General features: G+C 63.8%; 22 protein-coding genes. 19 read left to right on the top strand and 3 right to left on the bottom strand.

Translation table 11 applies throughout. The annotated features are described in order from the left end of the window. From cysC to murI, 11 genes are all read left to right on the top strand, one after another. Positions 1-1,506, top strand: a 1,506-nt coding sequence (cysC, locus tag ACR65W_RS14595) for an adenylyl-sulfate kinase (protein WP_434502773.1), incomplete at its 5' end; no start/stop codon positions are given. 161 nt (positions 1,507-1,667) lie between these two features. Beyond that, complete coding sequence (rfbB, locus tag ACR65W_RS14590; RefSeq protein WP_434498776.1) at positions 1,668-2,744, top strand: dTDP-glucose 4,6-dehydratase; 1,077 nt, start codon at positions 1,668-1,670, stop codon at positions 2,742-2,744. Positions 2,745-2,759: 15 nt separating this feature from the next. Further along, positions 2,760-2,978, top strand: a complete 219-nt coding sequence (locus tag ACR65W_RS14585) for a dTDP-4-dehydrorhamnose 3,5-epimerase family protein (RefSeq protein ID WP_434498845.1) — start codon at positions 2,760-2,762, stop codon at positions 2,976-2,978. Positions 2,979-2,988: 10 nt separating this feature from the next. Continuing rightward, positions 2,989-3,870, top strand: a complete 882-nt coding sequence (gene rfbD, locus ACR65W_RS14580; RefSeq protein ID WP_434498777.1) for a dTDP-4-dehydrorhamnose reductase — start codon at positions 2,989-2,991, stop codon at positions 3,868-3,870. Positions 3,871-4,160: 290 nt separating this feature from the next. Next, entirely contained in the window at positions 4,161-4,916 is a 756-nt protein-coding gene (gene rimP, locus ACR65W_RS14575; protein ID WP_434498778.1) for a ribosome maturation factor RimP, read from the top strand. 2 nt (positions 4,917-4,918) lie between these two features. Further along, the gene (gene nusA / locus ACR65W_RS14570) at positions 4,919-6,514 is read left to right on the top strand and encodes a transcription termination factor NusA (RefSeq protein ID WP_434498779.1); all 1,596 of its coding nucleotides are present in this window, start codon (positions 4,919-4,921) and stop codon (positions 6,512-6,514) included. A gap of 4 nt (positions 6,515-6,518) precedes the next feature. Further along, entirely contained in the window at positions 6,519-7,184 is a 666-nt protein-coding gene (locus ACR65W_RS14565) for an RNA-binding protein (RefSeq protein WP_434498780.1), read from the top strand. Between the two features lie 37 nt (positions 7,185-7,221). Further along, the gene (gene infB / locus ACR65W_RS14560; RefSeq protein WP_434498781.1) at positions 7,222-9,843 is read left to right on the top strand and encodes a translation initiation factor IF-2; all 2,622 of its coding nucleotides are present in this window, start codon (positions 7,222-7,224) and stop codon (positions 9,841-9,843) included. 151 nt (positions 9,844-9,994) lie between these two features. After that, positions 9,995-10,423, top strand: coding sequence for a 30S ribosome-binding factor RbfA (rbfA, locus tag ACR65W_RS14555; RefSeq protein WP_026222605.1), 429 nt, complete (start codon positions 9,995-9,997; stop codon positions 10,421-10,423). Further along, entirely contained in the window at positions 10,420-11,322 is a 903-nt protein-coding gene (gene truB / locus ACR65W_RS14550; protein ID WP_434498782.1) for a tRNA pseudouridine(55) synthase TruB, read from the top strand. The genes rbfA and truB overlap by 4 nt, the downstream gene beginning before the upstream one ends. A 129-nt stretch (positions 11,323-11,451) precedes the next feature. Then, complete coding sequence (gene murI, locus ACR65W_RS14545) at positions 11,452-12,273, top strand: glutamate racemase (protein ID WP_434498783.1); 822 nt, start codon at positions 11,452-11,454, stop codon at positions 12,271-12,273. Here the strand turns inward: murI and smbP are convergent. Beyond that, the gene (gene smbP / locus ACR65W_RS14540) at positions 12,270-12,608 is read right to left on the bottom strand and encodes a small metal-binding protein SmbP (RefSeq protein ID WP_434498784.1); all 339 of its coding nucleotides are present in this window, start codon (positions 12,606-12,608) and stop codon (positions 12,270-12,272) included. The two genes, murI and smbP, sit on opposite strands and share 4 nt — an antisense overlap. A gap of 127 nt (positions 12,609-12,735) precedes the next feature. Next, positions 12,736-13,992, bottom strand: a complete 1,257-nt coding sequence (locus ACR65W_RS14535) for a cytochrome-c peroxidase (protein WP_434498785.1) — start codon at positions 13,990-13,992, stop codon at positions 12,736-12,738. A gap of 346 nt (positions 13,993-14,338) precedes the next feature. On the opposite strand from ACR65W_RS14535, the gene ACR65W_RS14530 reads away from it, so the two are divergent. Both ACR65W_RS14530 and folE read left to right on the top strand, forming a co-directional pair. Beyond that, positions 14,339-15,367 carry a hypothetical protein gene (locus ACR65W_RS14530; RefSeq protein ID WP_434502771.1) on the top strand — a complete coding sequence of 343 codons (1,029 nt, stop codon included), beginning with the start codon at positions 14,339-14,341 and terminating at the stop codon, positions 15,365-15,367. Between the two features lie 161 nt (positions 15,368-15,528). Continuing rightward, positions 15,529-16,101 carry a GTP cyclohydrolase I FolE gene (gene folE / locus ACR65W_RS14525; RefSeq protein WP_434498787.1) on the top strand — a complete coding sequence of 191 codons (573 nt, stop codon included), beginning with the start codon at positions 15,529-15,531 and terminating at the stop codon, positions 16,099-16,101. A 14-nt stretch (positions 16,102-16,115) separates the two neighbouring features. Here folE and leuB read toward each other — a convergent pair whose 3' ends face one another. Further along, complete coding sequence (leuB, locus tag ACR65W_RS14520; protein ID WP_434498788.1) at positions 16,116-17,225, bottom strand: 3-isopropylmalate dehydrogenase; 1,110 nt, start codon at positions 17,223-17,225, stop codon at positions 16,116-16,118. 245 nt (positions 17,226-17,470) lie between these two features. Between leuB and ACR65W_RS14515 the strand changes: the two genes are divergently transcribed. The 6 genes from ACR65W_RS14515 (at position 17,471) to ACR65W_RS14490 (ending at position 22,586) form a co-directional block, all read left to right on the top strand. Then, entirely contained in the window at positions 17,471-17,950 is a 480-nt protein-coding gene (locus ACR65W_RS14515; protein WP_434498789.1) for a hypothetical protein, read from the top strand. Positions 17,951-18,117: 167 nt separating this feature from the next. Beyond that, positions 18,118-19,101: a preprotein translocase subunit SecG gene (gene secG, locus ACR65W_RS14510; protein ID WP_434498790.1), complete on the top strand. Its 984-nt coding sequence runs from the start codon at positions 18,118-18,120 to the stop codon at positions 19,099-19,101. 105 nt (positions 19,102-19,206) lie between these two features. Then, the gene (locus tag ACR65W_RS14505) at positions 19,207-20,835 is read left to right on the top strand and encodes a CTP synthase (RefSeq protein WP_434498791.1); all 1,629 of its coding nucleotides are present in this window, start codon (positions 19,207-19,209) and stop codon (positions 20,833-20,835) included. A gap of 33 nt (positions 20,836-20,868) precedes the next feature. Then, entirely contained in the window at positions 20,869-21,717 is an 849-nt protein-coding gene (locus tag ACR65W_RS14500) for a hypothetical protein (RefSeq protein ID WP_434498792.1), read from the top strand. 231 nt (positions 21,718-21,948) lie between these two features. Continuing rightward, complete coding sequence (locus tag ACR65W_RS14495; RefSeq protein ID WP_434498793.1) at positions 21,949-22,206, top strand: AbrB/MazE/SpoVT family DNA-binding domain-containing protein; 258 nt, start codon at positions 21,949-21,951, stop codon at positions 22,204-22,206. A 47-nt stretch (positions 22,207-22,253) separates the two neighbouring features. Then, positions 22,254-22,586, top strand: a complete 333-nt coding sequence (locus ACR65W_RS14490; protein WP_424375260.1) for a type II toxin-antitoxin system ChpB family toxin — start codon at positions 22,254-22,256, stop codon at positions 22,584-22,586. Positions 22,587-22,835 lie beyond the last annotated feature (249 nt).

The raw sequence follows: 22,835 nt of genomic DNA, 5'->3' as shown, positions 1-22,835 counted from the left end.
CTCGTCGACGCCCGCAAGGGTCTGCTGACTCAGACGCGGCGACATGCGACGATCGCCTCTCTGCTTGGCGTCCGGCACATCGTGCTGGCCGTCAACAAAATGGATCTTGTTGCTTACGACCAAGCCGTGTTTGAAAGAATTGCCGGCGAATTTGAAAGCGTCGCCGCATCGCTTGCCTTTCGCTCCGTCGAAGCAATCCCCATTTCCGCCCGCCACGGGGACAATGTCGTCGCGGACTCGGAGAATATGCCGTGGCGCGACGGCCCCAGTCTCTTGACCTATCTCGAAAACGTCGAGGTCGAGACGGATGGCGGCGATGCGCCGCTACGGCTGCCGGTGCAATGGGTCAATCGCCGAAGCGACGCCTTCCGTGGCTTCGCCGGCGCCATCGCTTCCGGCCGCCTCCAGGTCGGCGATGAAATCGTGGCGGCCGCCTCGGGACGGAAGACCACAATCGCGCGTATCGTCGCCATGGGCGGTGACCTGTTCAGCGCCGCTGCGCCGGACTCGGTCATGGTGACCTTCGCCGACGAAATCGACGCGTCGCGCGGCGACGTTCTCTGCCATCCGACAACGCGCCCGAACGTCGCCGACCAATTTGCCGCGCATCTGATTTGGATGAGCGACGACGCCCTTCTGCCTGGCCGTTCCTATCTGATCAAGATCAACGGCCGGTCTCTTGCCGCGAGTGTGACGGACATCAAGCACAGGCTCGACGTCGACACTGGCGCAAAGAGCGCCGCCAAGACGCTGAGCCTCAATGAGATCGGCTTTTGCAACGTCGCCACCGCCGCGCCCGTCGCTTTTGATTCTTACGATGAAAACCGCACGACGGGCGCTTTTATCGTGATCGACCGCTTCACCAATGCGACCGCCGCCGCAGGGATCATCGCCTTTCCTCTGCGCCGCGCCACGAATATCCATCTTCAGGAGCAATCCGTCTCCAAGGCGACGCGCGCGCGTCTCAAACATCAGTCGCCCGCGGTCCTATGGTTTACCGGGCTTTCCGGCGCGGGAAAATCGACGATCGCCAATCTCGTCGAATCGAAGCTCGTCGAACGTCACGCCCATACGCTGATGCTCGACGGCGATAATGTGCGGCACGGCCTCAACAAGGACCTCGGCTTTACCGAAGCCGACCGCGTCGAAAACATCCGTCGGGTGGGAGAGGTCGCGAAACTGATGGTCGACGCGGGCCTGATCGTGCTTTGCGCCTTCATTTCCCCCTTCCGCGCTGAACGGAGGATGGTGCGCTCGCTCGTCGGAGAACAGGAGTTCGTCGAGATCTTCATCGACGCGCCGCTCGATGTGTGCAAGGAGCGCGATCCCAAGGGATTGTATAAGCGCGCGCTCGCCGGCGAGATCAAGAATTTTACCGGCGTTGATCAGCCCTATGAAGCGCCGGAATCCCCGGAATTAAGGCTCAGTTCCGCCGAACACTCGGCCGAAGCCATTGCTGACCGGATTATCGCTTATCTCGAGGCGAACAAATTGCTGAGCGTATAGCGGCGCAAGGCGTCGCTCAGGTCAGCGCCATGACGTTGTTCCGCCACAGAGTCCGCGTAAGCGGCTTGAGCGACAACCGCCGCCTTCGCAATAGGGCGCGCCCTGGCTGGCGTGAGGGCGCGGATTTCAGGGCGGAGTCGATCGCGAGAAGCGGGCCTTTGATGAAGATATTGATCACCGGGGGCGCGGGGTTCATCGGCTCGGCCGTTGCGCGCGCCATCATCGGCAAGAGCGTCGACCAGGTTCTCGTTCTCGACAAGCTCACCTATGCGGGAAATCTCGCATCGCTGCGGCCGATCGCCGACAGTCCGCGTTTTTCCTTTCTTCAAGCCGATATCTGCGATGCGGCGGCGGTCGCCCGCGCCTTCGCCGATTTTCAGCCGGACGTCGTCATGCATCTTGCCGCCGAAAGCCATGTCGATCGCTCGATCGACGGGCCGGCCGCCTTCGTCGAAACCAATGTCGTCGGCACATTCGTCCTGCTGCGGGCGGCGCTCGACTATTGGCGGCGGCTCGATCGCGCCCGCGCGCGCGCCTTCCGCTTCATGCATATCTCCACCGATGAGGTGTTCGGCGCGCTCGGCGCGGAAGGCATGTTCCGGGAAGACACGCCCTATGCGCCGACGTCGCCCTATTCGGCGTCGAAGGCGGGGGCGGATCATCTCGTGCGCGCCTGGCGCCACACATATGGTCTTCCGACGATCGTCACCAATTGCTCCAACAATTATGGTCCCTATCATTTTCCCGAGAAGCTCATTCCGCTCACCATCATCAACGCGATCGAGGAGAAGCCGCTGCCGGTCTATGGGCGCGGCGAGAATGTGCGCGACTGGCTTTATGTCGAGGACCACGCCGCGGCGCTGATGCGCGTTGCGCGCGAAGGGGAAGTCGGCGAATCCTATAACGTCGGCGGACGCAACGAATGGCGCAATATCGACGTGGTGGAAGCGATCTGCGACCTCATGGACGAATTCCGTCGGCGGCGGGCCGGACCGCATCGCGATCTCATCGCCTTCGTCGCCGATCGGCCGGGACATGATCCGCGCTACGCCATCGACGCCTCCAAGATCGAGCGCGAACTCGGATGGCGGCCGGCCGAGCGGTTCGAAACCGGTCTTCGCAAAACCGTGCGCTGGTATCTCGACAATTCGGATTGGTGGCAAGCGATCCGCTCGGGCGCATATCGCGGCGAGCGCCTCGGCGTGCTTGCCGAGCAAGATGAAGAAGCCGTCGCCTGACGCGCGACTGGGGGACTGTCTGTCGGATTCGCGCATGGCTTCGTCACGCTCGAGCCCGATATTGAAGTCATCGACAAGGTGACGAACTTCTATTCGCCGCAGTATGATTGCGGCGTCGCCTGGGACGACCCTGACATCGGGATCGCGTGGCCGGCCGCCGCCGGAAGCGCGGTGCTGTCGGACAATGATCGCAAATGGCCGCGGCTACGTGATCTGGCGGAGGTTTTTGCGTAAAGTGGGCAAGATGAAGCGCATCGCCGTCACCGGGCTCACCGGCCAGGTCGTCAGCTCCCTCATCGAGCGCGCGCCGAGAGGCGTCGAAATGCTCGTGCTCGGCCGTCCGCGCTTCGACCTCTCCTCGCGCGACATGGTTCTCGCGTCGCTGCGCAGCGTGCGCTGCGACGCCATCGTCAACGCCGCCGCCTACACTCAGGTCGACAAGGCCGAGAGCGAACCCGACGTCGCGATGCGCGTCAATGGCGCGGGCGCCGGCTTCGTCGCCGAAACCGCCGCCGAACTGAGGGTGCCGCTGCTGCATCTTTCGACCGACTACGTCTTCGATGGAACGCTCGATCGCCCCTATCGCGAAGACGATGAGCCCAGTCCGACTGGGGCCTACGGACGTTCGAAGCTCGAAGGCGAAAGGCAGATCGCCGCGCGCTGCGAGAATTGCGCCGTTTTGCGCACCGCCTGGGTTTACAGTCCGTTCGGCGCGAATTTCGTCAAGACGATGCTGCGTCTTGGCGAAACGCGCGATGAAATCGGCGTCGTCGCCGATCAGATCGGCAATCCGACGAACGCGCTCGACATCGCCGACGCGTTGCTCGCCATCGCCGAAAGGCTGGTCGACGATTCCGATCCGCGTCTGCGCGGCGTTTTCCACATGACCGGGCAGGGCGAAGCAAGCTGGGCGGACATGGCGGACGCGATCTTTTCCGCGGCCGAGAGGCAGGGCCGCAAGCCCGTGCGCATCAAGCGCATCGCCACCGCAGACTATCCGACGCCGGCCCGCCGGCCGGCGAATTCACGGCTAGACAACGCCAAGCTTCAAGCCATTTACGGCGTCGCGCTGCCCCAATGGCGCGATTCCGTCAACGCCTGCGTCGCCCGATTACTCCCCCCCTGAACAGCGTTTCCATGCGTGGCGTCATTCTCGCCGGATGCAGCGGCGCCAGGCTGCATCCAATGACGCTCCGGCACGGTTTAAGATACAAGGATGAGGGTAAGGAAAACAATCCTTCACCCCATTCCCCTGCGATGGGTCTCAAGATTTCTTGATATTTGGGCCTTCTCCTGCCATATAGGGCCGAACTTCATCTCATAACGATCATTCTCGGATGGTCGCCGATTGAGAGTGGGGCCCTCCGGGGACCCGCTCTTTTTGCTTTGATCGTTCGAGAGATTCAAGGACAGGGCTTGACGCAAAACGCCGCCGCCAGCACGACCTTTGACGAACCGCGTCTCGTCAGTGAGACCGGCGTCGCCGCGCGCGTAGCGCATCTCGTAGAGCCGGTGCTGGCGCAGTTGGGCTACCGACTCGTGCGCGTGCGGCTCTTGCAGCAGAACGGACCGATTCTGCAGATCATGGCGGAGCGTCCGGACGGAACGATGACCGTTAATGATTGCGAGGCGGCGAGCCAGGCGCTGTCGCCCGAACTCGATGTCGCCGATCTCATCGCCACTGAATATCGTCTGGAGATTTCTTCACCGGGCGTCGATCGTCCGCTGGTGCGTCTGTCGGATTTTCACCGCGCCATCGGTCACGAAGTCAAGATCGAACTGACCCATCCCGTCGCGAGCGGACGCAAGCGCTTTCGCGGCGTCATTCGCGGCGTCGAAGGCGAGGGGCAAGGCGCGACGCTCGCGCTGGAGCGCACCGACGCGCGCTCGGACGAAGAAAAAGCCGTGTCGCTGCCGCTCGCCGATCTCGACGAAGGCCGGCTGGTGCTGACCGAGGCGCTCATTCGCGAGTCGCTGCGGGCTGGAAAGCTCCAACAAACTGAAGAGAAGCAGGAGGAGGCGGACGCGGAGGAACGTCCGCGCCGCGGGCCGGGACGTTTTCGTGGCCCCGCGCAACAGAAGCAAAAGCCGCTGGCTCCGGCCGGCGTTCAAACCCAGTTCAAGAAGGCCGGCGGCAAACCAAAGCCCTCCGGCCGTTCGAGGGGAGACTAACAATGGCCGTCAGCGCCAACCGACTTGAGATTTTGCAGATCGCCGAAGCCGTCGCGCGCGAAAAGTCGATCGACCGTTCGATCGTCATCGCGTCGATGGAGGACGCGCTGCAGAAGGCGGCGCGCTCGCGCTACGGCCAGGAAACCGAGGTGCGCGCCGAGATCAATTCCAAGACGGGCGAAGTTCGCTTCTCGCGGCTGCTGCTCGTCGTCGACGAGGTGGAAAACGACTCGACGCAGATTTCGCTCGCCGAAGCGCGCAAGCGCAATCCGGCGGCGCAGTCCGGCGACTGGATCTCCGAAACGCTGCCGCCTTTCGACTTCGGCCGCATCGCCGCGCAGTCTGCAAAGCAGATCATCGTGCAGAAAGTGCGCGAGGCCGAGCGTGACCGCCAGTATGAGGAATACAAGGATCGCATTGGCGAAATCGTCAACGGCGTGGTCAAGCGCGTCGAATATGGCAATGTCGTCATCGACCTTGGCCGAGGCGAAGCCATTATCCGCCGCGACGAGATGATCCCGCGCGAAATGTTCCGCCCGGGCGATCGAGCCCGCGCCTATGTCTATGATGTGCGCCGCGAGCAGCGGGGCCCGCAGATCTTCCTCTCGCGCACCCATCCGCAATTCATGGCGAAGCTGTTCAAGCAGGAAGTGCCGGAGATCTACGACGGCGTCATCGAGGTGAAGTCGGTCGCCCGCGATCCCGGTTCGCGCGCCAAGATCGCCGTGGTGTCGCGCGATTCCTCGATTGATCCGGTCGGCGCCTGCGTCGGCATGCGCGGCTCCCGCGTTCAGGCGGTCGTCGGCGAGCTGCAGGGCGAACGCATCGACATCATTCCCTGGTCCGCGGACGCCGCGACCTTCATCGTCAATGCGCTGCAGCCGGCCGAAGTGGTCAAGGTCGTCCTCGACGAGGACAGTTCACGCATCGAGGTCGTGGTGCCTGACGATCAGCTTTCGCTCGCGATCGGGCGGCGCGGTCAAAATGTGCGTCTCGCCTCGCAGCTGACCGGCTGGGACATCGACATTCTTACGGAGGCCGAAGAGTCGGAGCGCCGGCAGAGGGAATTTGTCGAGCGCACGAAGTCGTTCATGAACGCGATCGACGTCGACGAGGTCGTTGGCCGGCTGCTGGCGTCCGAGGGCTTCCGCTCGGTCGAGGAGCTCGCCTATGTCGATCTCCCCGAACTCGCGACGATCGAAGGCTTCGACGAGGATACCGCCGCGGAAATTCAGAACCGCGCCAAGACCTATCTGGAGCGCATCGAGGCGGAGAACGAAGAGCGCCGCAAGGCGCTTGGCGTCGCCGACGAACTGCGTGAGATCGAGGGCCTGACGAGCGCGATGATGGTCAAGCTCGGCGAGAACGACGTGAAGACGATGGAGGATTTCGCCGGCTGCGTGCCGGACGACCTCGTCGGCTGGAGCGAGAAGAAGGATGGCGAGACGGTTAAGCACGAGGGCTTTTTCGAAGGCATTGATCTGTCGCGTGAAGAGGCTGAAGCGATGATCATGTTCGCGCGGGTGCGCGCAGGCTGGATCGAGGAGCCTGTGGCGCCGGTCGAGGTCGAAGCTGAAGCTCCGGCCGAAGGCGAATAGCGGATTGATCGAGGGCATGATGCGCGAGCCGCATGTTTCGGAGAGGACCTGCATCGTGACGCGCCAGAGCGGCGCGCCCGAGGCGATGATCCGCTTCGTGCGCGGGCCGGACGGCGCGCTCGCGCCCGACATCAAGGCGCGGCTCCCTGGCCGCGGCGTCTGGGTGACGGCGCGCGCCGACGTCGTTGCGCAGGCGGCGCAAAAGCGTCTGTTCGCGCGCGCGCTGAAGACGCAGATCGACGCCGCGCCGCAACTGGCCGAGGACGTCGACCGGTTGCTCGAAGCCGATTGTCTGCAGATGCTGTCGCTGGCCAATAAGGCGGGTTCCGTTGTGGCCGGCTTCGGCAAGGTCGCCGACGCCCTCGCGCAAGGCTCTGTCCGCGCCCTTATCGAAGCGCGCGACGGCGGCGAAGACGGCAAGCGCAAGCTTGCCCAAGCCGCCCGGCGCGCCGGGTCGACGACCCCCGTCATCGGCCTATTTTCGTCGCTGCAATTGGATTTGGCGTTGGGCCGCACAAATGTGATACATGCTGCCCTCGCCGGGAGCGGTCCGACGACGGCTTTCATCGGGCGATGCCGTCGACTCGCAGCCTATCGGGGCGTATGCATCGACGGCGCGCCGGCGACGGGCGACGAAATCGAAGCGAAGCCGAACGGCTGCGCAGAGTAAAGTTAACGGGTCGTAGCGACCCAGGATTGGGAACTGGATGAGCGAAGGCGAGAACAGCGGCGACAAAACTCTGACCGTCGCGCCGTCGAAGACGTTGCACTTAAAGCAGCGACCGGTCGAGCATGGCATGGTCCGTCAGAGCTTCTCCCATGGCCGCTCAAAAGTGGTCGTGGTCGAGAAGGTGAAGCGTCGCGCGCCCGGACAGGCCGAACCGGCGAAGCCGGTCGGCGCGACGGCCCCGATTGCGGAGTCGCCGACGCCGCCGCCGAAGGCCGCGCCGAAATCCGCGACACAACGTCCCGCGCCCGCGCCGCGCTCCGGCTCCGGCGTCGTGCTGCGCGCGTTGACCGATGAGGAGCGCGAAGCGCGCGCCCGCGCGCTGGTCGACGCGAAATCGCGCGAAGAGGAAGATCGCCGCCGCGCGGAAATCGACGCCAAGGCGCGCAATGAACGCGAGGAGCGCGAACACGCAGAGCGCGCCGCCGCCGACGCGCGCAAGCGCGAGGAAGAAGAGCGTCTCGCGCGCGAAGCCGAATCGAAACGCAAGTCCGAGGAAGAGGCGCGTCGCCGGCTGCCGGCTGACGCCGCCGGCGTTGGGGCGCCGCGCAGTCCTCCCGTTGGGGCGGCCGCGCCTGGTCCGGCCGCGACGCGCGCCCCCGTTCGCACCGAGGGCGAAGCCGCGGTGCGTCGTCCGCCGGTGCGCACCATCGGCGGCTTTACGCCGCCCCAGCCGCCACGCCCGACTCCCTCCCGCGGCGGCGCGATGAAGGATCGCGGCCGTCTGACGGTCTCCACCGCCACCGCCGGCACCGACGAAGAGCGCACCCGCTCCGTCGCCTCATTCAAGCGCCGGCAGCAGCGGCTGTTCCGTGGTCAGGTGGAGCAGAAGGAAAAGGTTCTGCGTGAGGTGATCCTTCCCGAGACGATCACCATTCAGGAACTCGCGAACCGCATGTCGGAGCGCGCCGTCGACGTCATCCGCCTGCTGATGAAGCAGGGCGAGATGCACAAGATCAACGACGTCATCGACGCCGATACGGCGCAGCTCGTCGCCGAGGAGATGGGCCACACGGTCAAGCGCGTCGCCGAATCCGACGTCGAGGAAGGCCTGTTCGACACGCCCGACGTCGACGCCGATCTGACGGCGCGTCCGCCGGTCGTCACCATTATGGGCCACGTCGACCACGGCAAGACCTCGTTGCTTGACGCCATTCGACAGGCCAATGTCGTCTCCGGCGAGGCCGGCGGCATTACCCAGCATATCGGCGCTTATCAGGTGACGGCCCCGAACGGTCACGCCATCACCTTCATCGACACGCCCGGCCACGCCGCCTTTACGGCGATGCGCGCCCGAGGCGCCAAGGTGACGGACATCGTGGTGCTGGTCGTCGCGGCCGACGACGGCGTCATGCCGCAGACGATCGAGGCGATCAATCACGCCCGCGCCGCTCATGTGCCGCTGATCGTGGCCATCAACAAGATCGACAAGCCGGACGCAAAGCCTGAGCGGGTGCGCACCGAACTGCTGCAGCATGAAGTGCAGGTCGAGACCATGGGCGGCGAGACGCTCGAAGTCGAAGTCTCGGCAAAGCAGAAGACCAATCTCGACAAGCTGCTCGAACTGATCGCGCTGCAGGCCGAGGTGCTCGACCTGAAGGCCAACGCGGAACGCGCCGCCGAGGGCACCGTCATCGAGGCGCGGCTCGACAAAGGCCGAGGGCCTGTCGCGACCGTGCTGGTTCAACGCGGCACGCTTCGCGTCGGCGACATTGTTGTGGCGGGAACCCAATGGGGCCGCGTGCGCGCGCTGCTCGACGATCAGGGCGTCGCGCGTCCCGAGGCCGGACCGAGCTTCCCCGTTGAGATTCTGGGCTTCAGCGGCACGCCGGAAGCTGGCGACCGCGTCGCTGTCGTCGAGTCGGAAGCCCGCGCCCGCGAGATCGCCGAATATCGCGAGCGTATGAAGCGCGACAAGATCGCCGCGCGCGGCGGTTCGGCGCGCGGTTCGCTTTCCGACATGATGAGCCAGCTCAAGACGGCGGGCCGCAAGGAATTCCCGCTCGTCATCAAGGGTGACGTGCAGGGCTCGGTCGAAGCCATCGCTGCGGCGCTCGAAAAGCTCGGCACCGACGAGGTCGGGGCGCGCATCGTGCATGCCGGCGTCGGCGGCATTTCGGAATCCGATATTTCGCTCGCCGAAGCCTCCAACGCCGCGGTCATCGGCTTCAACGTGCGCGCGCACAAAGAGGCGCGCGACGCGGCCGAACGCTCCGGCATCGAGATCCGCTACTACAACATCATCTACAATCTCGTGGATGACGTGAAAGCGGCGATGTCCGGGCTGTTGGCGCCGACGCTGCGCGAAACCCTGCTCGGCAATGCGACGATCCTCGAGGTCTTCGACATTTCGAAGGTCGGCAAGGTCGCCGGCTGCCGCGTGACGGATGGCAATGTCGAGCGCGGCGCTAATGTGCGGCTCATCCGCGACAATGTCGTCGTGCATGAGGGCAAGCTCTCGACGCTCAAGCGCTTCAAGGACGAGGTCAAGGAAGTCGCCGCGGGACAGGAATGCGGCATGGCTTTCGAGAACTACCAGGACATGCGCGCCGGCGACGTCATCGAGTGCTATCGCGTCGAGGAAATCAAGCGAACGCTGTAGGCGGCGCTGCGCCGCCGCAAAAACATCATGGCCGGGCGCGTCCCGGCCATCCTTGTCGCGCTGAGGCGCGCTACCTTCATTCATTACGCTTCATGCGCGGGATGTCCGCCACGGGCGCGGGCGTGAGACGACTGCAATCATCGGGTCCAAAATGTCCAGAGCTCATCACTCACAGGCGGGCGCGCCGTCGCAGCGCATGTTGCGTGTCGGCGAACTCGTGCGCCACGCCGCCGCCCGGTTGCTCACGCGGGGCGAAATCAGCGATCCGGTGCTCGAACAGCATGTCGTGACTGTTTCGCGGGTGAAGATGAGTCCCGATCTCAAGCTCGCGACGATTTATGTCGTTCCGCTTGGCGGCAAGGATGAGCCGGAGGTGCTCGCCGCGCTGGATCGCCACAAGCGATTTTTGCGCGGGGAGATTGTGCAAGAGGTGAATTTGAAGTTCGCGCCCGAAATCCGCTTTCGCATCGACGACACATTCGACAATGTGTCGCGCATCGACGCGCTGCTCAGTTCCGACCGCGTGAAGCGCGATCTCGCCGATGGCGACGACGCCAAAGAGGATGGCGTTGAGGAATGAGCAAAAAAAGATCGGACCGCGTCGTCGTCGACGGCTGGGTGGCGCTGGATAAGCCTGTCGGGCTCACGTCCACACAGGCGGTGTCGCGCCTCAAGCGCATCTACAACGCCCAAAAGGCAGGCCATGCGGGCACCCTCGATCCGCTCGCGTCCGGCATTCTTCCCGTCGCCTTCGGGGAAGCGACAAAGACCGTGCCTTTCGTTCAGGACGGTGAGAAGGCCTATCGCTTCACCGTGCTTTGGGGCGTCGAGACCGATACAGACGATTCTGACGGGCGCGCGACGCGGGAGAGCGCCGTGCGGCCGGAGCGCGCCGCGATCGAAGCTCTGCTGCCGCAGTTCGTCGGCGAAATCATGCAGACGCCCCCCCAGTTTTCGGCGATCAAAATCGCCGGCGAGCGCGCCTATGACATCGCCCGCGAGGGCGAACTGGTCAATTTGAAGCCGCGAGCGGTCAAGATCCGCTCGCTGACGCTGATCGACGCGTCTCGCGACGACGCGACATTCGTCATGGAATGCGGCAAGGGCGCTTATGTGCGCGCGGTGGCGCGGGATCTCGGCCGGATATTGGGCTGCTTCGGCCATGTCACGGCGCTGAGACGCACCCGCGTCGGACCTTTCCTTGAGGAAGACGCCTATACGCTCGACGAGATCGAAACGCAGAACATGGCCGCTGAGGCGCTGCTGTCGGTCGAGGCCGGATTGGCCGAACTGCCTTGCGTCGTCGTCGATCGCGACACGGCGGCGCGGCTGCGGCGCGGCGGCTCGGTGATTTTGCGCGGCCGCGACGCGCCGCATGAGGGCATTGTCTACGCCGCCTGCGGCGGCGTGCCGGTCGCCTTCGGCGAAATCGTCCAGGGCGCGCTGGCGCCGGCGCGGGTGTTCAATCTGCCGTTCTGACCAAGCGTGTCTCGCCGACTGCTGATGACCATCGCGAGGACAGGTGCGCCAGGCGCCTGAGGCCGCATTTTCGGCGATGTTGATCTTGTTCCTCGAAGCTTGTCCTATGGGCTCCGAGATTCGCTGCACATGACCCGTCCGCCCAAACTCCTCATCTTCGACTCAGGCCTTGGCGGCCTCACGGTTTTCGCCGAGACCGTCAAGCTGCGCCCGCACGCGGATTATGTGTATTGCGCGGATGACGCCGGCTTTCCTTATGGGTCCTGGAAGGAGCCGGAACTCGTCGAACGCGTGGTGGAACTGATGGAGAGGCTGATCGCGGAGCACGCGCCGGACATCGTGGTCATCGCCTGCAACACCGCTTCGACGATCGTTCTGCCCTATTTGCGCGTGCATTGGCCCGCCTTGCCTTTCGTCGGCACGGTGCCGGCGATCAAGCCGGCGGCGGAGCGCACGCGGTCAAAGATGATTTCCGTGCTCGGCACGCAGGGCACGGTGGCGCGCGACTATACGCAAAACCTCATCGCGCAATTCGCCGCACATTGCTCCGTGACCCTCGTGGGCTCGAAACGCCTGGCGAGTCTCGCTGAGAGCTACATGCATGGGGAAAGCGTGAGAGACGCCGACATCGGCGCCGAGATTGCTCCCTGTTTCCAGGAAGAAGGCGGCAGGCGCACGGACGCCATCGTTCTCGCTTGCACGCATTATCCGCTGCTGGTCGACGAGCTCAAACGGCTTGCGCCCTGGCCGGTCGAGTGGATCGACCCCGCGCCGGCGATCGCGCGGCGCGCGGATCAATTGCTTGGCGAGCGTTTCGGCGCCGATGCTGCGGGAGACCGCCAGGGCTCCCGCTGCGCCAATTTCACCAGCGGCGTCCGTCCCCCGGCGCCGCTCGCCGCAACGCTCGCGCGCTACGGCCTCGCGTGGACCGCTTTCGCCCCTACCGCTTAGTGCGGCGCGTGGTCGAGTTTCGCCAGCGCCTCTTTCGCGTGCTTGACGCCGCCCTTGGCGTTGCCCTTTTCGCCAAACTTGATCGCCTGCTTCAGATGGACGATGCCGGCGCGCACGAAGCGGTTCGACTTTTCCTTTTGGGCGGCCTGAGCGTGCTTCAAAGCTTCCTTGCCGTGTTCGACGACCCCGTCAGCCTTGCCTTCCAGGCCGGCGTCCACCGCCTGGCGCGTATGGGTGATCGCTTCGGCGACATGATTTTCCTGCGCGAGCGCAATTGGCGAGAACAGCGCCGCGACCGATAGCGAGACAAGGGCGATGAGCGTTCTGCGGATCATAGTTTCCCCTCCCAATAACCTTGCTTAAACGCGGACCTGACCGTTACCATCAGCTCCGCTTTTGCAGACTAATGCGCCCACGTTCCCGCGCAAGAGCCGCGACGCCTGCGCGTCTTGCTGACCCGAATTAGGGTTTTGGGCGATCGGTCAAGGTTTCGAGAAAAGCGACGATGGCGTCGATATCTTTTTCGGAAAGCCGCGGCTTTTCTCCCGGCTTGCGATCGTAAGGAACCTCTTCGACGTTGACGTTTTCATGCGCGGAGGGCGGCAGGTCGTCATATTTTTTCGGTTTGCCTCGCGCGTCTTTGGGATACCAGCGGCCGGGATCGGTGTCGCGCGTTGCATAAAAGGCGACGACGTCGCGCAGCTTGTCGAAGACGCCATTGTGCAGATAGGGGCCCGTGACGGCGATGTTGCGCAAGGTCGGCACTTTGAACGCGCCGCAGACGCTCTCGACCTTGAAGCCCGCGGGAGCGACTTCAGCAAGTCCTGGTCGCGCGCACAGGCCGAGATCGGGAGCCGAGTCAGGCTTCGCCGCGCTCGGAATCGCTTTGTTTCTTGGACCGCCGAGCGCGTCATAGGTGAAGTCGGTGAAGAGCCAGTCCTGCGGATCGCGCGAATCTTCCTTGCCGGCGTGACAGGCGAGGCAGTTGCCCTTTTTCGGGTCCTTGAAGAGTTCAAAGCCTTTCTTCTCCAGCGCCGTCAACTGCGCTTGCCCGCGCAGATAGTCGTCGAATTTGGAAGCGAAGGGATGAAAGCGCGCGCTCGCCTCGAAGGCGACGACCGCTTGCGCGAGCTTCACGAAGGCGGCGTCTGGGTCGGCGAAAACCTTGTCGCCATAGACTTGGCGGACGAGGTCGGCGTAGGCGCCGCCCTGCACCGTCTCGACGACGAAGCGTTTTGACGGCGCGTTCATTTCGAGGGGATCGAAGATCGGGCCTTCGATCTGGGCGAGGAGATCGCGCGCGCGGCCGTCATAGAACTGTCCGCCAGCTGGGATTTTTTCGATCTTGCCGGACTCTTCGTCCTTGTCGTCGATGAATTCGAAAGGCGGCGCGAAGGACGCATACATGATCGACGGCGTGTTGCGCTTGCCCAGTGACGTTGGCAGCGAGCCCCGCGCCACGGCAGGGACGCTCGAACCATTATTGCCTTGAAAGGCCGTCGCAGCGTCATGGCAGGAGGCGCAGGAGACGCCCGCCGGACGCGATAGGCTCGCGTCTTCGAAGACTCGCTTGCCGAGGAGTTCGAGCGCCGTCAGGCCGCGTTCGTCGGCCGCGCCGGCGCCCGATGGCGTGGGCTGCGCGGAGAGCGGGGAGCCGAGCAATGCGAAGGCGGCGCAAAGCGCGGCTCGGCGCGCCTTGCGTAGATTGAAAAGGGTCACTTGAGCAGCCCGTTGGAGAAGACAAGCGCGTTTCTTCGCGCCCTGCGAAACTTTAGGAATCGCGCGGCGCAAAGGTCAATTTCGTTAATTTGGATATCTTCCAGCAAGCGTGCGGGCTTACGCCGCATGCGGCGCGCGCAGCAGCAAGCTGCGCCGTAAACGCACATCCAAGAGACTGAAATTAACCAGGTTTAATGTCCTCAAAGCAACTCGGCGCAGTACAGCCACATTTTAACGATTGTCTGAGCGCGGATGGTGCGACGGCGCGCGACTCATCGCCGAGTCCTTGGCGCGCGGCCAATGAAAGGGTTCAGGCATGATGGATGTCGGCGACGATAAGGAGCTGATGGCTGAATTTGCCCAGTTTAAAGAGTTACTGCGTCGCGACCTCGGCCACGCCCCCGAGCCCACCGCGGGGCCGGCTCAGGGCTTCGAGCGCTCGCCAATGAATGCCGCGATCAATCCGGGTCCTTCGCCTCGGGCGCCGCGCGCAGAGGAAGCTTGGAGCGCGGTCCATGCGACCGAGGAAGAATTCTACGACGAGCCGGAGGACGAGCGCGAAGGCGGCCGTCGGGCCTTGTTCTTCGCGGCGGCCGCGGTGGTTATCGCCGGACTCGCGGCCTTGACCTGGGTCTTGGGGCCGTGGAGCACGGTCGAGCCGAGCGAGGATCCGGTGCTGGCCACGGCGCCGCCTTTGGCCGCTCCGGAAGCCGCTGAACCCGTTCTCGGCAGCGCCGCGCCGCAACCGCAAGACGCTGCGACGACGGACGAAGCGGCCGCCAAAGCGCCCGCGCTTGAGGAAAGCGCCAAGGCCCCGGCCGAGCCTGCGCCGGAAGCGGCGGCCGCCGCCGAAGCCGCGTCTGGCGTGGACGTCCAATCGGAGTCGGCGCCGTCGGCAGGCGCCGCGATGACGCCGGTGAATCCGGCGGTTGCGCCGCTTGGCGCGAGCATCCCTGTTCCCGCCGGCGCCGCGGCTGCGCCGCAACTCGCGCCGCTGCCCATGGCGCCGCTGCCGATGACCGCGACGACGCCGTCGGCCCCGGCGCCGACGTCGCCGCCGGCGGCCGTTCCGCCGAAAGCCGCGGCGCTGGAGCCGCCGCAAGCGGCTGCGCCCATTTCGGAGCCGCCGACCGCCGCGGCCGAGACGATGGAAACGCCGAAGCCCGCGCCGCGCGCAAAGGTCGTGAAGCAGAAGAAGCCGAAGCCGGTCGCCAGCCGGGCCAGGCCGGCCGCCGAGCCGCCGCCGCCGGTGGTCGTCGCGACGCCCGAGCCTGCCCCCGCGGCTCCGCCGCCGCCTCCCCCGAGCGACGGACCGTTCGGCTTCGTCAAGCGCACGGTGAACAGCGTCGGATCGGCGATCGGCCTCGGGCGCTGAGCGAGAACGCGTGGAGCCATCGAAACGCCGACGCGCCCCGCGCCGGCGTTTTTCTTTTGGCGAATGGAGCGGCTGTGGCCTTTGCCAAACGCCAAAGCCTGTGACTTTATCCAGTGACTGGGCGGCGCGATCCGCCTCGAAGATCCTGGAGAGCTAAAGGTATGGCCAAGCCCACTCAAGCTGACGCAGAAGCGGCCGTGCGGGTTCTCATCGAATGGGCGGGAGACGATCCTCATCGCGAGGGGCTGATCGACACGCCGGAGCGCGTGGCGCGTTCGTACCGCGAGCTTTTCGCTGGCTATGAAATCGATCCGCGCGACTATCTCAAGCGCACCTTCGACGAGGTCGGCGGCTATGACGAACTCGTGGTATTGAAGGACATTCGCGTCGTCAGCTTCTGCGAGCACCACATGTTGCCGGTGACCGGCCGCGCGCATGTCGGCTATCTGCCGAACAATCGTGTGGTCGGGATCTCAAAGCTCGCGCGGGTCGTGCATGGCTTCGCCCGCCGGCTGCAAATTCAGGAAAAGCTCACCGCCGAGATCGCCGAAGCGATCCAGGATATTCTGGAGCCGCAGGGCGTCGGCGTCGTCATCGAGGCGGAGCACAGCTGCATGACGCTGCGCGGCGTCAACACAACGGGCTCGCTGCTGACCACGAGCCGCCTGCTCGGCGTCATCCGCGACGACCCGCGCACCCGCGAGGAATTCCTCGGCATGGTGCACGGGAAGTAAATCGCGCGGACGCCTTACGACAGCGTCATCTTCAGCTCGGCGACGATCGCGTCGCCCATCGCCTTCGTCGAGACGGTTGACGTCGCGTCGCCCTTGATGTCCGCCGTGCGCAGTCCTTTGGCCAACACGCCCGCGATCGCCGCGTCGATGGCGTCGGCCGCTTTCGGCAGGTCGAAGCTGTAACGCAGGGCCATGCCGAGCGAGCCGATCATGGCGATCGGATTGGCGATGCCCTTGCCGGCGATGTCGGGCGCCGAGCCGTGGCAGGGCTCATACATCGCATGGCGCTTGCCCTTTTCATCCGCTGCGCCCAGCGAGGCCGACGGCAGCATGCCGAGCGAGCCGGTGAGCATCGCGGCTTCGTCGGACAGCATGTCGCCGAACAGATTGTCGGTGACGATCACGTCGAACTGTTTGGGCCAGCGCACGAGCTGCATGCCGAGCGCGTCGGCGAGCATATGTTCGAGCGTCACGTCGGCATATTCGCGCTTATGCAGCGCGGTGATGACTTCGCGCCACAGATAGCCCGACTTCATCACATTCGACTTCTCGGAAGAGGTCACCTTATTTCCGCGCTTGCGCGCCAGCTCGAAGGCGACCCGGCCGATGCGCTCAATCTCATAGGTTTCGTAGACCTGCGTATCGACGGCGCGTTTCTGGCCATTGCCGAGATCGGTGATCTCCTTGGGCTCGCCGAAATAGACGCCGCCCGTCAGTTCGCGCACGATCATGATGTCGAGACCGTCGACGATGTCGCGCTTCAAGGAAGAAGCGTCGGCCAGCGCGGCGTAGCAGATCGCCGGGCGCAGATTGGCGAAAAGCCCCAAATCCTTGCGCAGGCGCAGCAGGCCGGATTCGGGACGCAGGTCATAAGGCACGCCGTCCCATTTCGGCCCGCCGACGGCGGCGAGCAGCACGGCGTCGGCCTCAAGCGCGCGCGTCATGTCGGCTTCGCTGATGGCTTGCTTATGCGCGTCATAGGCGGCGCCGCCGACGAGCCCCCGCTCGATCTCGAAGCGCGCGACGCCCGCTTCGTTCAGAAGGGCGAGAACTTTTTCGGCCTCGGCGGAAATTTCCGGACCGATGCCGTCGCCCGGGAGGAGTAGGAGCTTGTATATGGCCATGAATGCCTCGTCGTCGGCTTTGCAACTCGCGCCGTCAATAGAGCGCGCGACAAGGCGACGCAACCGCGCGAAATCTCTTTTGGTCGTGCGACAATTCGCCCGCCACGCCGCCCTTGCCGCAGCGCGTTAAGCCGTGCAGCTTGAAAAATGTCAAACGCAAGGGGGCTTCGCGCGAGACGCGTCAATCAACGAGCGACGTCGGCGAGAAGCGATGCGCAGGCTGTGCGCAGTTGGGAGACGCAAACATGAAGAGCTATAAAACGATCGTGCATATCATGGCGCTTAGCCTGTTCGGCGCCCTCGCCGGCGCCGCGCCCGCCAAGGCCTTCTGCCTCATCAATTGCGAGCCCAAGCCCGACGACGCGAAGAAGGTCTTCGAAAATCTCATCAAGAAGAAATTCGACAAGGACGTGGTGATCGAGGACTTCAAAGTCACGCGCTTCTGGCCGCTCGACGTCGAAGGGGCCGGTCACGCCGGCTATGAGTTCTACTACACCGCGAAAGTGCGCTTCCCGAACGGCGCCAATCTCGAATGCAAACCGGAAAGCGGCGCGGTGAAGCCCGGCTGTTCGGACAATACGAGCTATTATTCGACGACGATCCAGAATCAGATGATCAAGGACAAGCAATATATCGAGCCGGGCAAGGTCGTCGAGTTCAAGGACGAGACCCGATTCGACGAAGAAGGCTCGAAGTGGAAGGGCCAGGACGGCAATTTTTATTGAGCGGCGTCCACGACGCTGACGATCGCGAGCCGCAAGGCTCGCGATTCTTCGTTTAGACGGCTGATCGCACGGTCTTTATCCCCTTCCTTGCGCGTGACGCTTGGTGTAAAAGGCCGCCCAACGGATTGCGCGTCGAGCGCGGCTCAGGCGCGGCTGGAAGGGTGCACATGCAGCAGGTCATTATCGCGATCCACCTGATGGTGGTGACGGCGCTCGTCATTCTGGTGCTTTATCAAAAGTCGGAGGGCGGCGCGCTCGGCATGGGCGGCGGCAGCGGCGTTTTCACTGGCCGCGGCCAGGCCAATGCGCTCACCCGAGCCACGGGCATTCTCGCGACGATCTTCTTCATCACCAGCATCGCGCTGACCGTGCTGCCGGCCTGGGAGCGGCGCAGCGAGGGCGGCGACGACTGGACCAAGGCGCTTGATCCAGGATCGATCCAGATCAAGGAGCTTCCCAAGACCGAAGGCAAGGGCGAGCAGGGCGCGCCTGAAAAGGCGCCCGAACCCGGCAAGGACAGCATTTTTGACCAGCTCCAGCGCGCCCAGCAGAAGCGCCAGCAGAGCGCGCCCGTAGAGGCGCCGCCGGCCGCCGCACCGCCGCCGGCCGTGACGACTCCGCCTGCCGCAACGCCGCCAGCGACGACTCCGCCCGCCGCCGAGGCGCCGGCGCTGCGCCCGTCGCAGGAGCCCGCTCCGGCTCCGGCCGCTGAAGCGCCGAAACCTGTCGCGCCGCCTGCCGAAGCTCCCAAGCCTGAAGCGGTTGCTCCCGCAACGCCGCCCGCCGCCGAAGCGCCAAAGCCTGAGGCCCCGAAGACTGACGGCTTGAAATGGGAGGCGCCGAAGACGGAGGCCCCAGCCGCGCCCGCGCCGCAGGCCCCGGCCGCGGAAGCCCCCAAGCCCGTCGCGCCGCCTGCCGAAGCCCCGAAGACGGATGCTCCCAAGGCGGAAGCTCCCAAGCCTGAAGCGACAAAGCCTGAGGCGGTTGCGCCCGCCGCCGAAGCGCCGAAGCCCGACGCCTCGAAGAGCGAGGGCATGAAATGGGAAGCGCCGAAGACGGGCGCGCCGGACGCGAAGCCGGCGGAGTCAAAACCCGTCGCGCCGGAAACCAAGCCCGCGCCTTCGACGATCTGGAAAGCGCCGGTCCAGTAGCGGGCGTCAAATCCGCCATCCGATGATCTTGGCTGGGGGCGACCGCCCCCGGCCCGATAGAATCCGCTATCAGAATCGCTGGAAAGGCGTTAGGCGTTAGGTCCCATGGCGCGGTACATCTTCATCACCGGCGGCGTGGTCTCCTCACTTGGCAAGGGTTTGGCGTCGGCGGTGCTCGGCGCGCTGTTGCAGGCGCGCGGCTATACGGTCCGGCTGCGCAAGCTCGATCCGTATCTGAACGTCGATCCGGGCACGATGTCGCCCTATCAGCACGGCGAGGTCTTCGTCACCGACGACGGCGCCGAAACCGATCTCGACCTTGGACATTATGAGCGCTTCACCGGCCGCCCGGCCTCGAAGCAGGATAACGTCACCACCGGCCGCATCTACCAGGACATCATCAGCAAGGAGCGGCGCGGCGATTATCTCGGCGCGACGATCCAGGTCATTCCGCATGTGACCAACGCCATCAAGGAGTTCGTCGTCGATGGCAATGAGAACGTCGATTTCGCGCTGATCGAGATCGGCGGCACGGTCGGCGATATCGAAGGCCTGCCGTTCTTCGAGGCGATCCGCCAGCTCAAGAACGATCTGCCGCCGCATCACTGCATTTACATTCACCTGACGCTCTTGCCGTTTATCCCGAGCGCCGGCGAGTTGAAGACCAAGCCGACGCAGCATTCGGTGAAGGAGCTGCGCTCGATCGGCATTCAGCCCGACATTCTGCTCTGCCGCACCGACCGCGAGATTCCGCGCGAGGAACGCCGCAAGCTCGGACTCTTCTGCAATGTGCGCGAACAGGCGGTGATCGAGGCGCGCGACGCCGCCAACATCTATGACGTGCCGCGCGCCTATCACTCGGCGGGGCTGGACGCGCAGGTGCTCGCCGCCTTCGGCATCGAGCCGGCGCCCAAGCCCGATATGAGCCGCTGGAACGCGGTGACGCAGCGCATCAATAACCCGGAAGGCGAAGTCACCATCGCGGTCGTCGGCAAATATACCGAGATGAAGGACGCCTATAAGAGCCTCATCGAGGCGCTGGCGCATGGCGGGCTCGCCAATCGCGTCAAGGTCAATCTCGACTGGATCGAATCGGAGATTTTCGAAAGCGCCGATCCGGCCGCGCATCTCGAACATGTGCACGGCATTCTCGTCCCCGGCGGCTTCGGCCAGCGGGGCGCCGAGGGCAAGATTCTCGCGGCGCGTTTCGCGCGCGAGCGCGGCGTGCCCTATTTCGGCATTTGCTTTGGCATGCAGATGGCGGTGATCGAGGCCGCGCGCGCGCTCGCCGGAATCGACACGGCGAATTCGACGGAGTTCGGCCCCTGCGCCGAGCCGGTCGTCGGCCTGATGACCGAATGGCTCAAGGGCAATGAACTCGAAAAGCGCGGCGTCGGCGAGGGTCTCGGCGGCACGATGCGGCTTGGCGCTTTTCCGGCGCTGTTGAAGCCGGGTTCGCGCATCGCGGGGATTTACGACGCGACGGAAATCTCCGAGCGCCACCGCCATCGCTATGAGGTGAACTTCGCCTATCGCGAGCGCTTAGAGGACTGCGGGCTGTTGTTCGCCGGCTCATCGCCCGATGGGCTGTTGCCGGAGACGGTCGAAATCCCGGGCCACCCCTGGTTCATCGGCGTGCAATATCACCCCGAATTGAAGTCGCGCCCGTTTGAACCGCACCCGTTGTTTGCGAGCTTTATCGCCGCGGCGAAGGCGCAGAGCCGGTTGGTGTGATAAACCGAAAGAGTTTTTAGTGAGCTCTACCAAATGACCGACCAACTTTTTGCATTTGTACTGATGCCATTCGATTCAAAATTCGACGATGTTTACCGCCTTGGAATTAGAGCGGCGGTCGAAGAACTCGGGATGAAGGCCAATCGGGTAGATGAGCAGGTTTTTCATAAAGAAGGAATCCTTGAGAGAATATATAACCAAATAGGCGCGGCAGACTTCATAATCGCGGACATGACGGGAAAGAACCCGAATGTTTTCTATGAAGTAGGATACGCCCACGCAAAGAATAAGCTTTGTATATTGCTGACATCAAATGCAGAAGATATCCCTTTCGACCTAAAGCATCATCGACATATTGTTTACGGCAGTTCTATATCTGGTCTAAAGTCCAGGCTAACGATCGACTTAGCCTCAATCAAAGTTGAGCTGAATGAAAGGGAAAATCCTGTTGTGGTCCATCTCGATGACATCGATGGATATTTAGAAAAAACGAAATTTAGAGCTGAAGCAAAAATTTCAATCAAGCTAGACATAAGAAATAATACAAATATAAGTTCACCAAATATTGATGCAATATATTTCTACACGGGTGGTGGATGGAAATTTAAACAAGACGGACATGATTGCGCGGCAACGAAAGCTGAGTTTGAAGGTTACTCTCTTAGGCATATGCTTAAAGTCCCACTATCTCGAGTACCAAAAGGGGGTTGGGCGCAAATAAAGTTGGAGGGGGAGAAGACGATGGCAGCTACTTGGGAGGGAAGAGAGCTAAAAGACTCTTATAAACTAACAGGGAAAGCTCTTGTTCGCGTTATGACAGAGAACGATACATACGACTATCCGCTAAATCTCGATCTTGAGGTTTCAGAGTTCCCATTTTGAATTTCGCAGGCCGCCTCGCTTTGTGCGGTGGCCGCAGCCCTCGTGCTTCGAGACGCGCCTGCGGCGCTCCTCAGCACAAGGGCTGCTTGTTGGCGGCGAGGAGAGCCGCTTTGATGCTCGGCTCAAGCCCGGCCATGGCGTCGAGCGAGGGCGTGCCGCGCTCCTGGCAAACTGGGGTTACAATCACTTACATTTGAGTTATATTTACGTATAACCCTATCGAGACCCATCATGCACACCACCTCTCTACGCAAAGTCGGCGGCTCGGTCATGCTGGCGGTGCCGCCGGCGATTCTCGACCTGCTGAATCTTCGGGCCGGCGCGACGGTGGGCGTTTCGGTGGACAATGGCCGGCTCATCATCGAGCCGGCGGCCAAGCCCCGCTACACGCTGGACGAGCTTCTGGCGCAGTGCGACGCCTCGGCCGAGGCGTCTGAAGAAGACCGCGCCTGGCTCGACGACAGGCCGCAAGGGTCAGAGCTGATTTAGCGCAAACCTTCTTCGAAAAACCGCTTCACACTTTTTCGGGATTGCGCATGGAGCGCGGCGACATTTATCTCGTTTCGCTCGATCCGACCTCGGGTCATGAGCAACAGGGCGCCCGGCCGGTGCTCGTCATCTCGCCTGGCGCTTTCAACCGGCTGACCAAGACGCCGATCGTGCTGCCGATCACGAGCGGCGGCAATTTCGCCCGCACCGCAGGTTTCGCCGTTTCGCTGATCGGCGCCGGGACGCAGACGACCGGCGTCATCCGTTGCGACCAGCCCCGCGCGCTCGATCTTGGCGCGCGCCGCGCCCGCAGGCTCGAAGCCGCGCCGGAGGCGATCGTCGAAGAGGCGTTGGCGAAACTCGCGGCGATACTGGAATAGGCGGCGCGCAGACAAGCGCGGGCATGACGCGTAGAGGATGCTGTCAGGCGGGCGAGCAAGGCCGGGTCAGCCGCGCAACCCAAGCCCCTCATCCTGAGGAGCGTGCGAAGCGCGCGTCTCGAAGGACGAGGGGCGTCTCCAGTGACGAGAACTTCTGGTCGCCGCAGTCCGCGTCCTTCGAGACGGCTCCTGCGGAGCCTCCTCAGGATGAGGACTGCTTACTGGCGTAGCCCTCAGCGCGCCTAGTCC

Source organism: Methylocystis sp. (assembly GCF_051062815.1).
GTDB lineage: Bacteria > Pseudomonadota > Alphaproteobacteria > Rhizobiales > Beijerinckiaceae > Methylocystis.
Note: the sequence above shows the minus strand (reverse complement) of the source record. Positions and strands in the feature narration are given on the sequence as shown.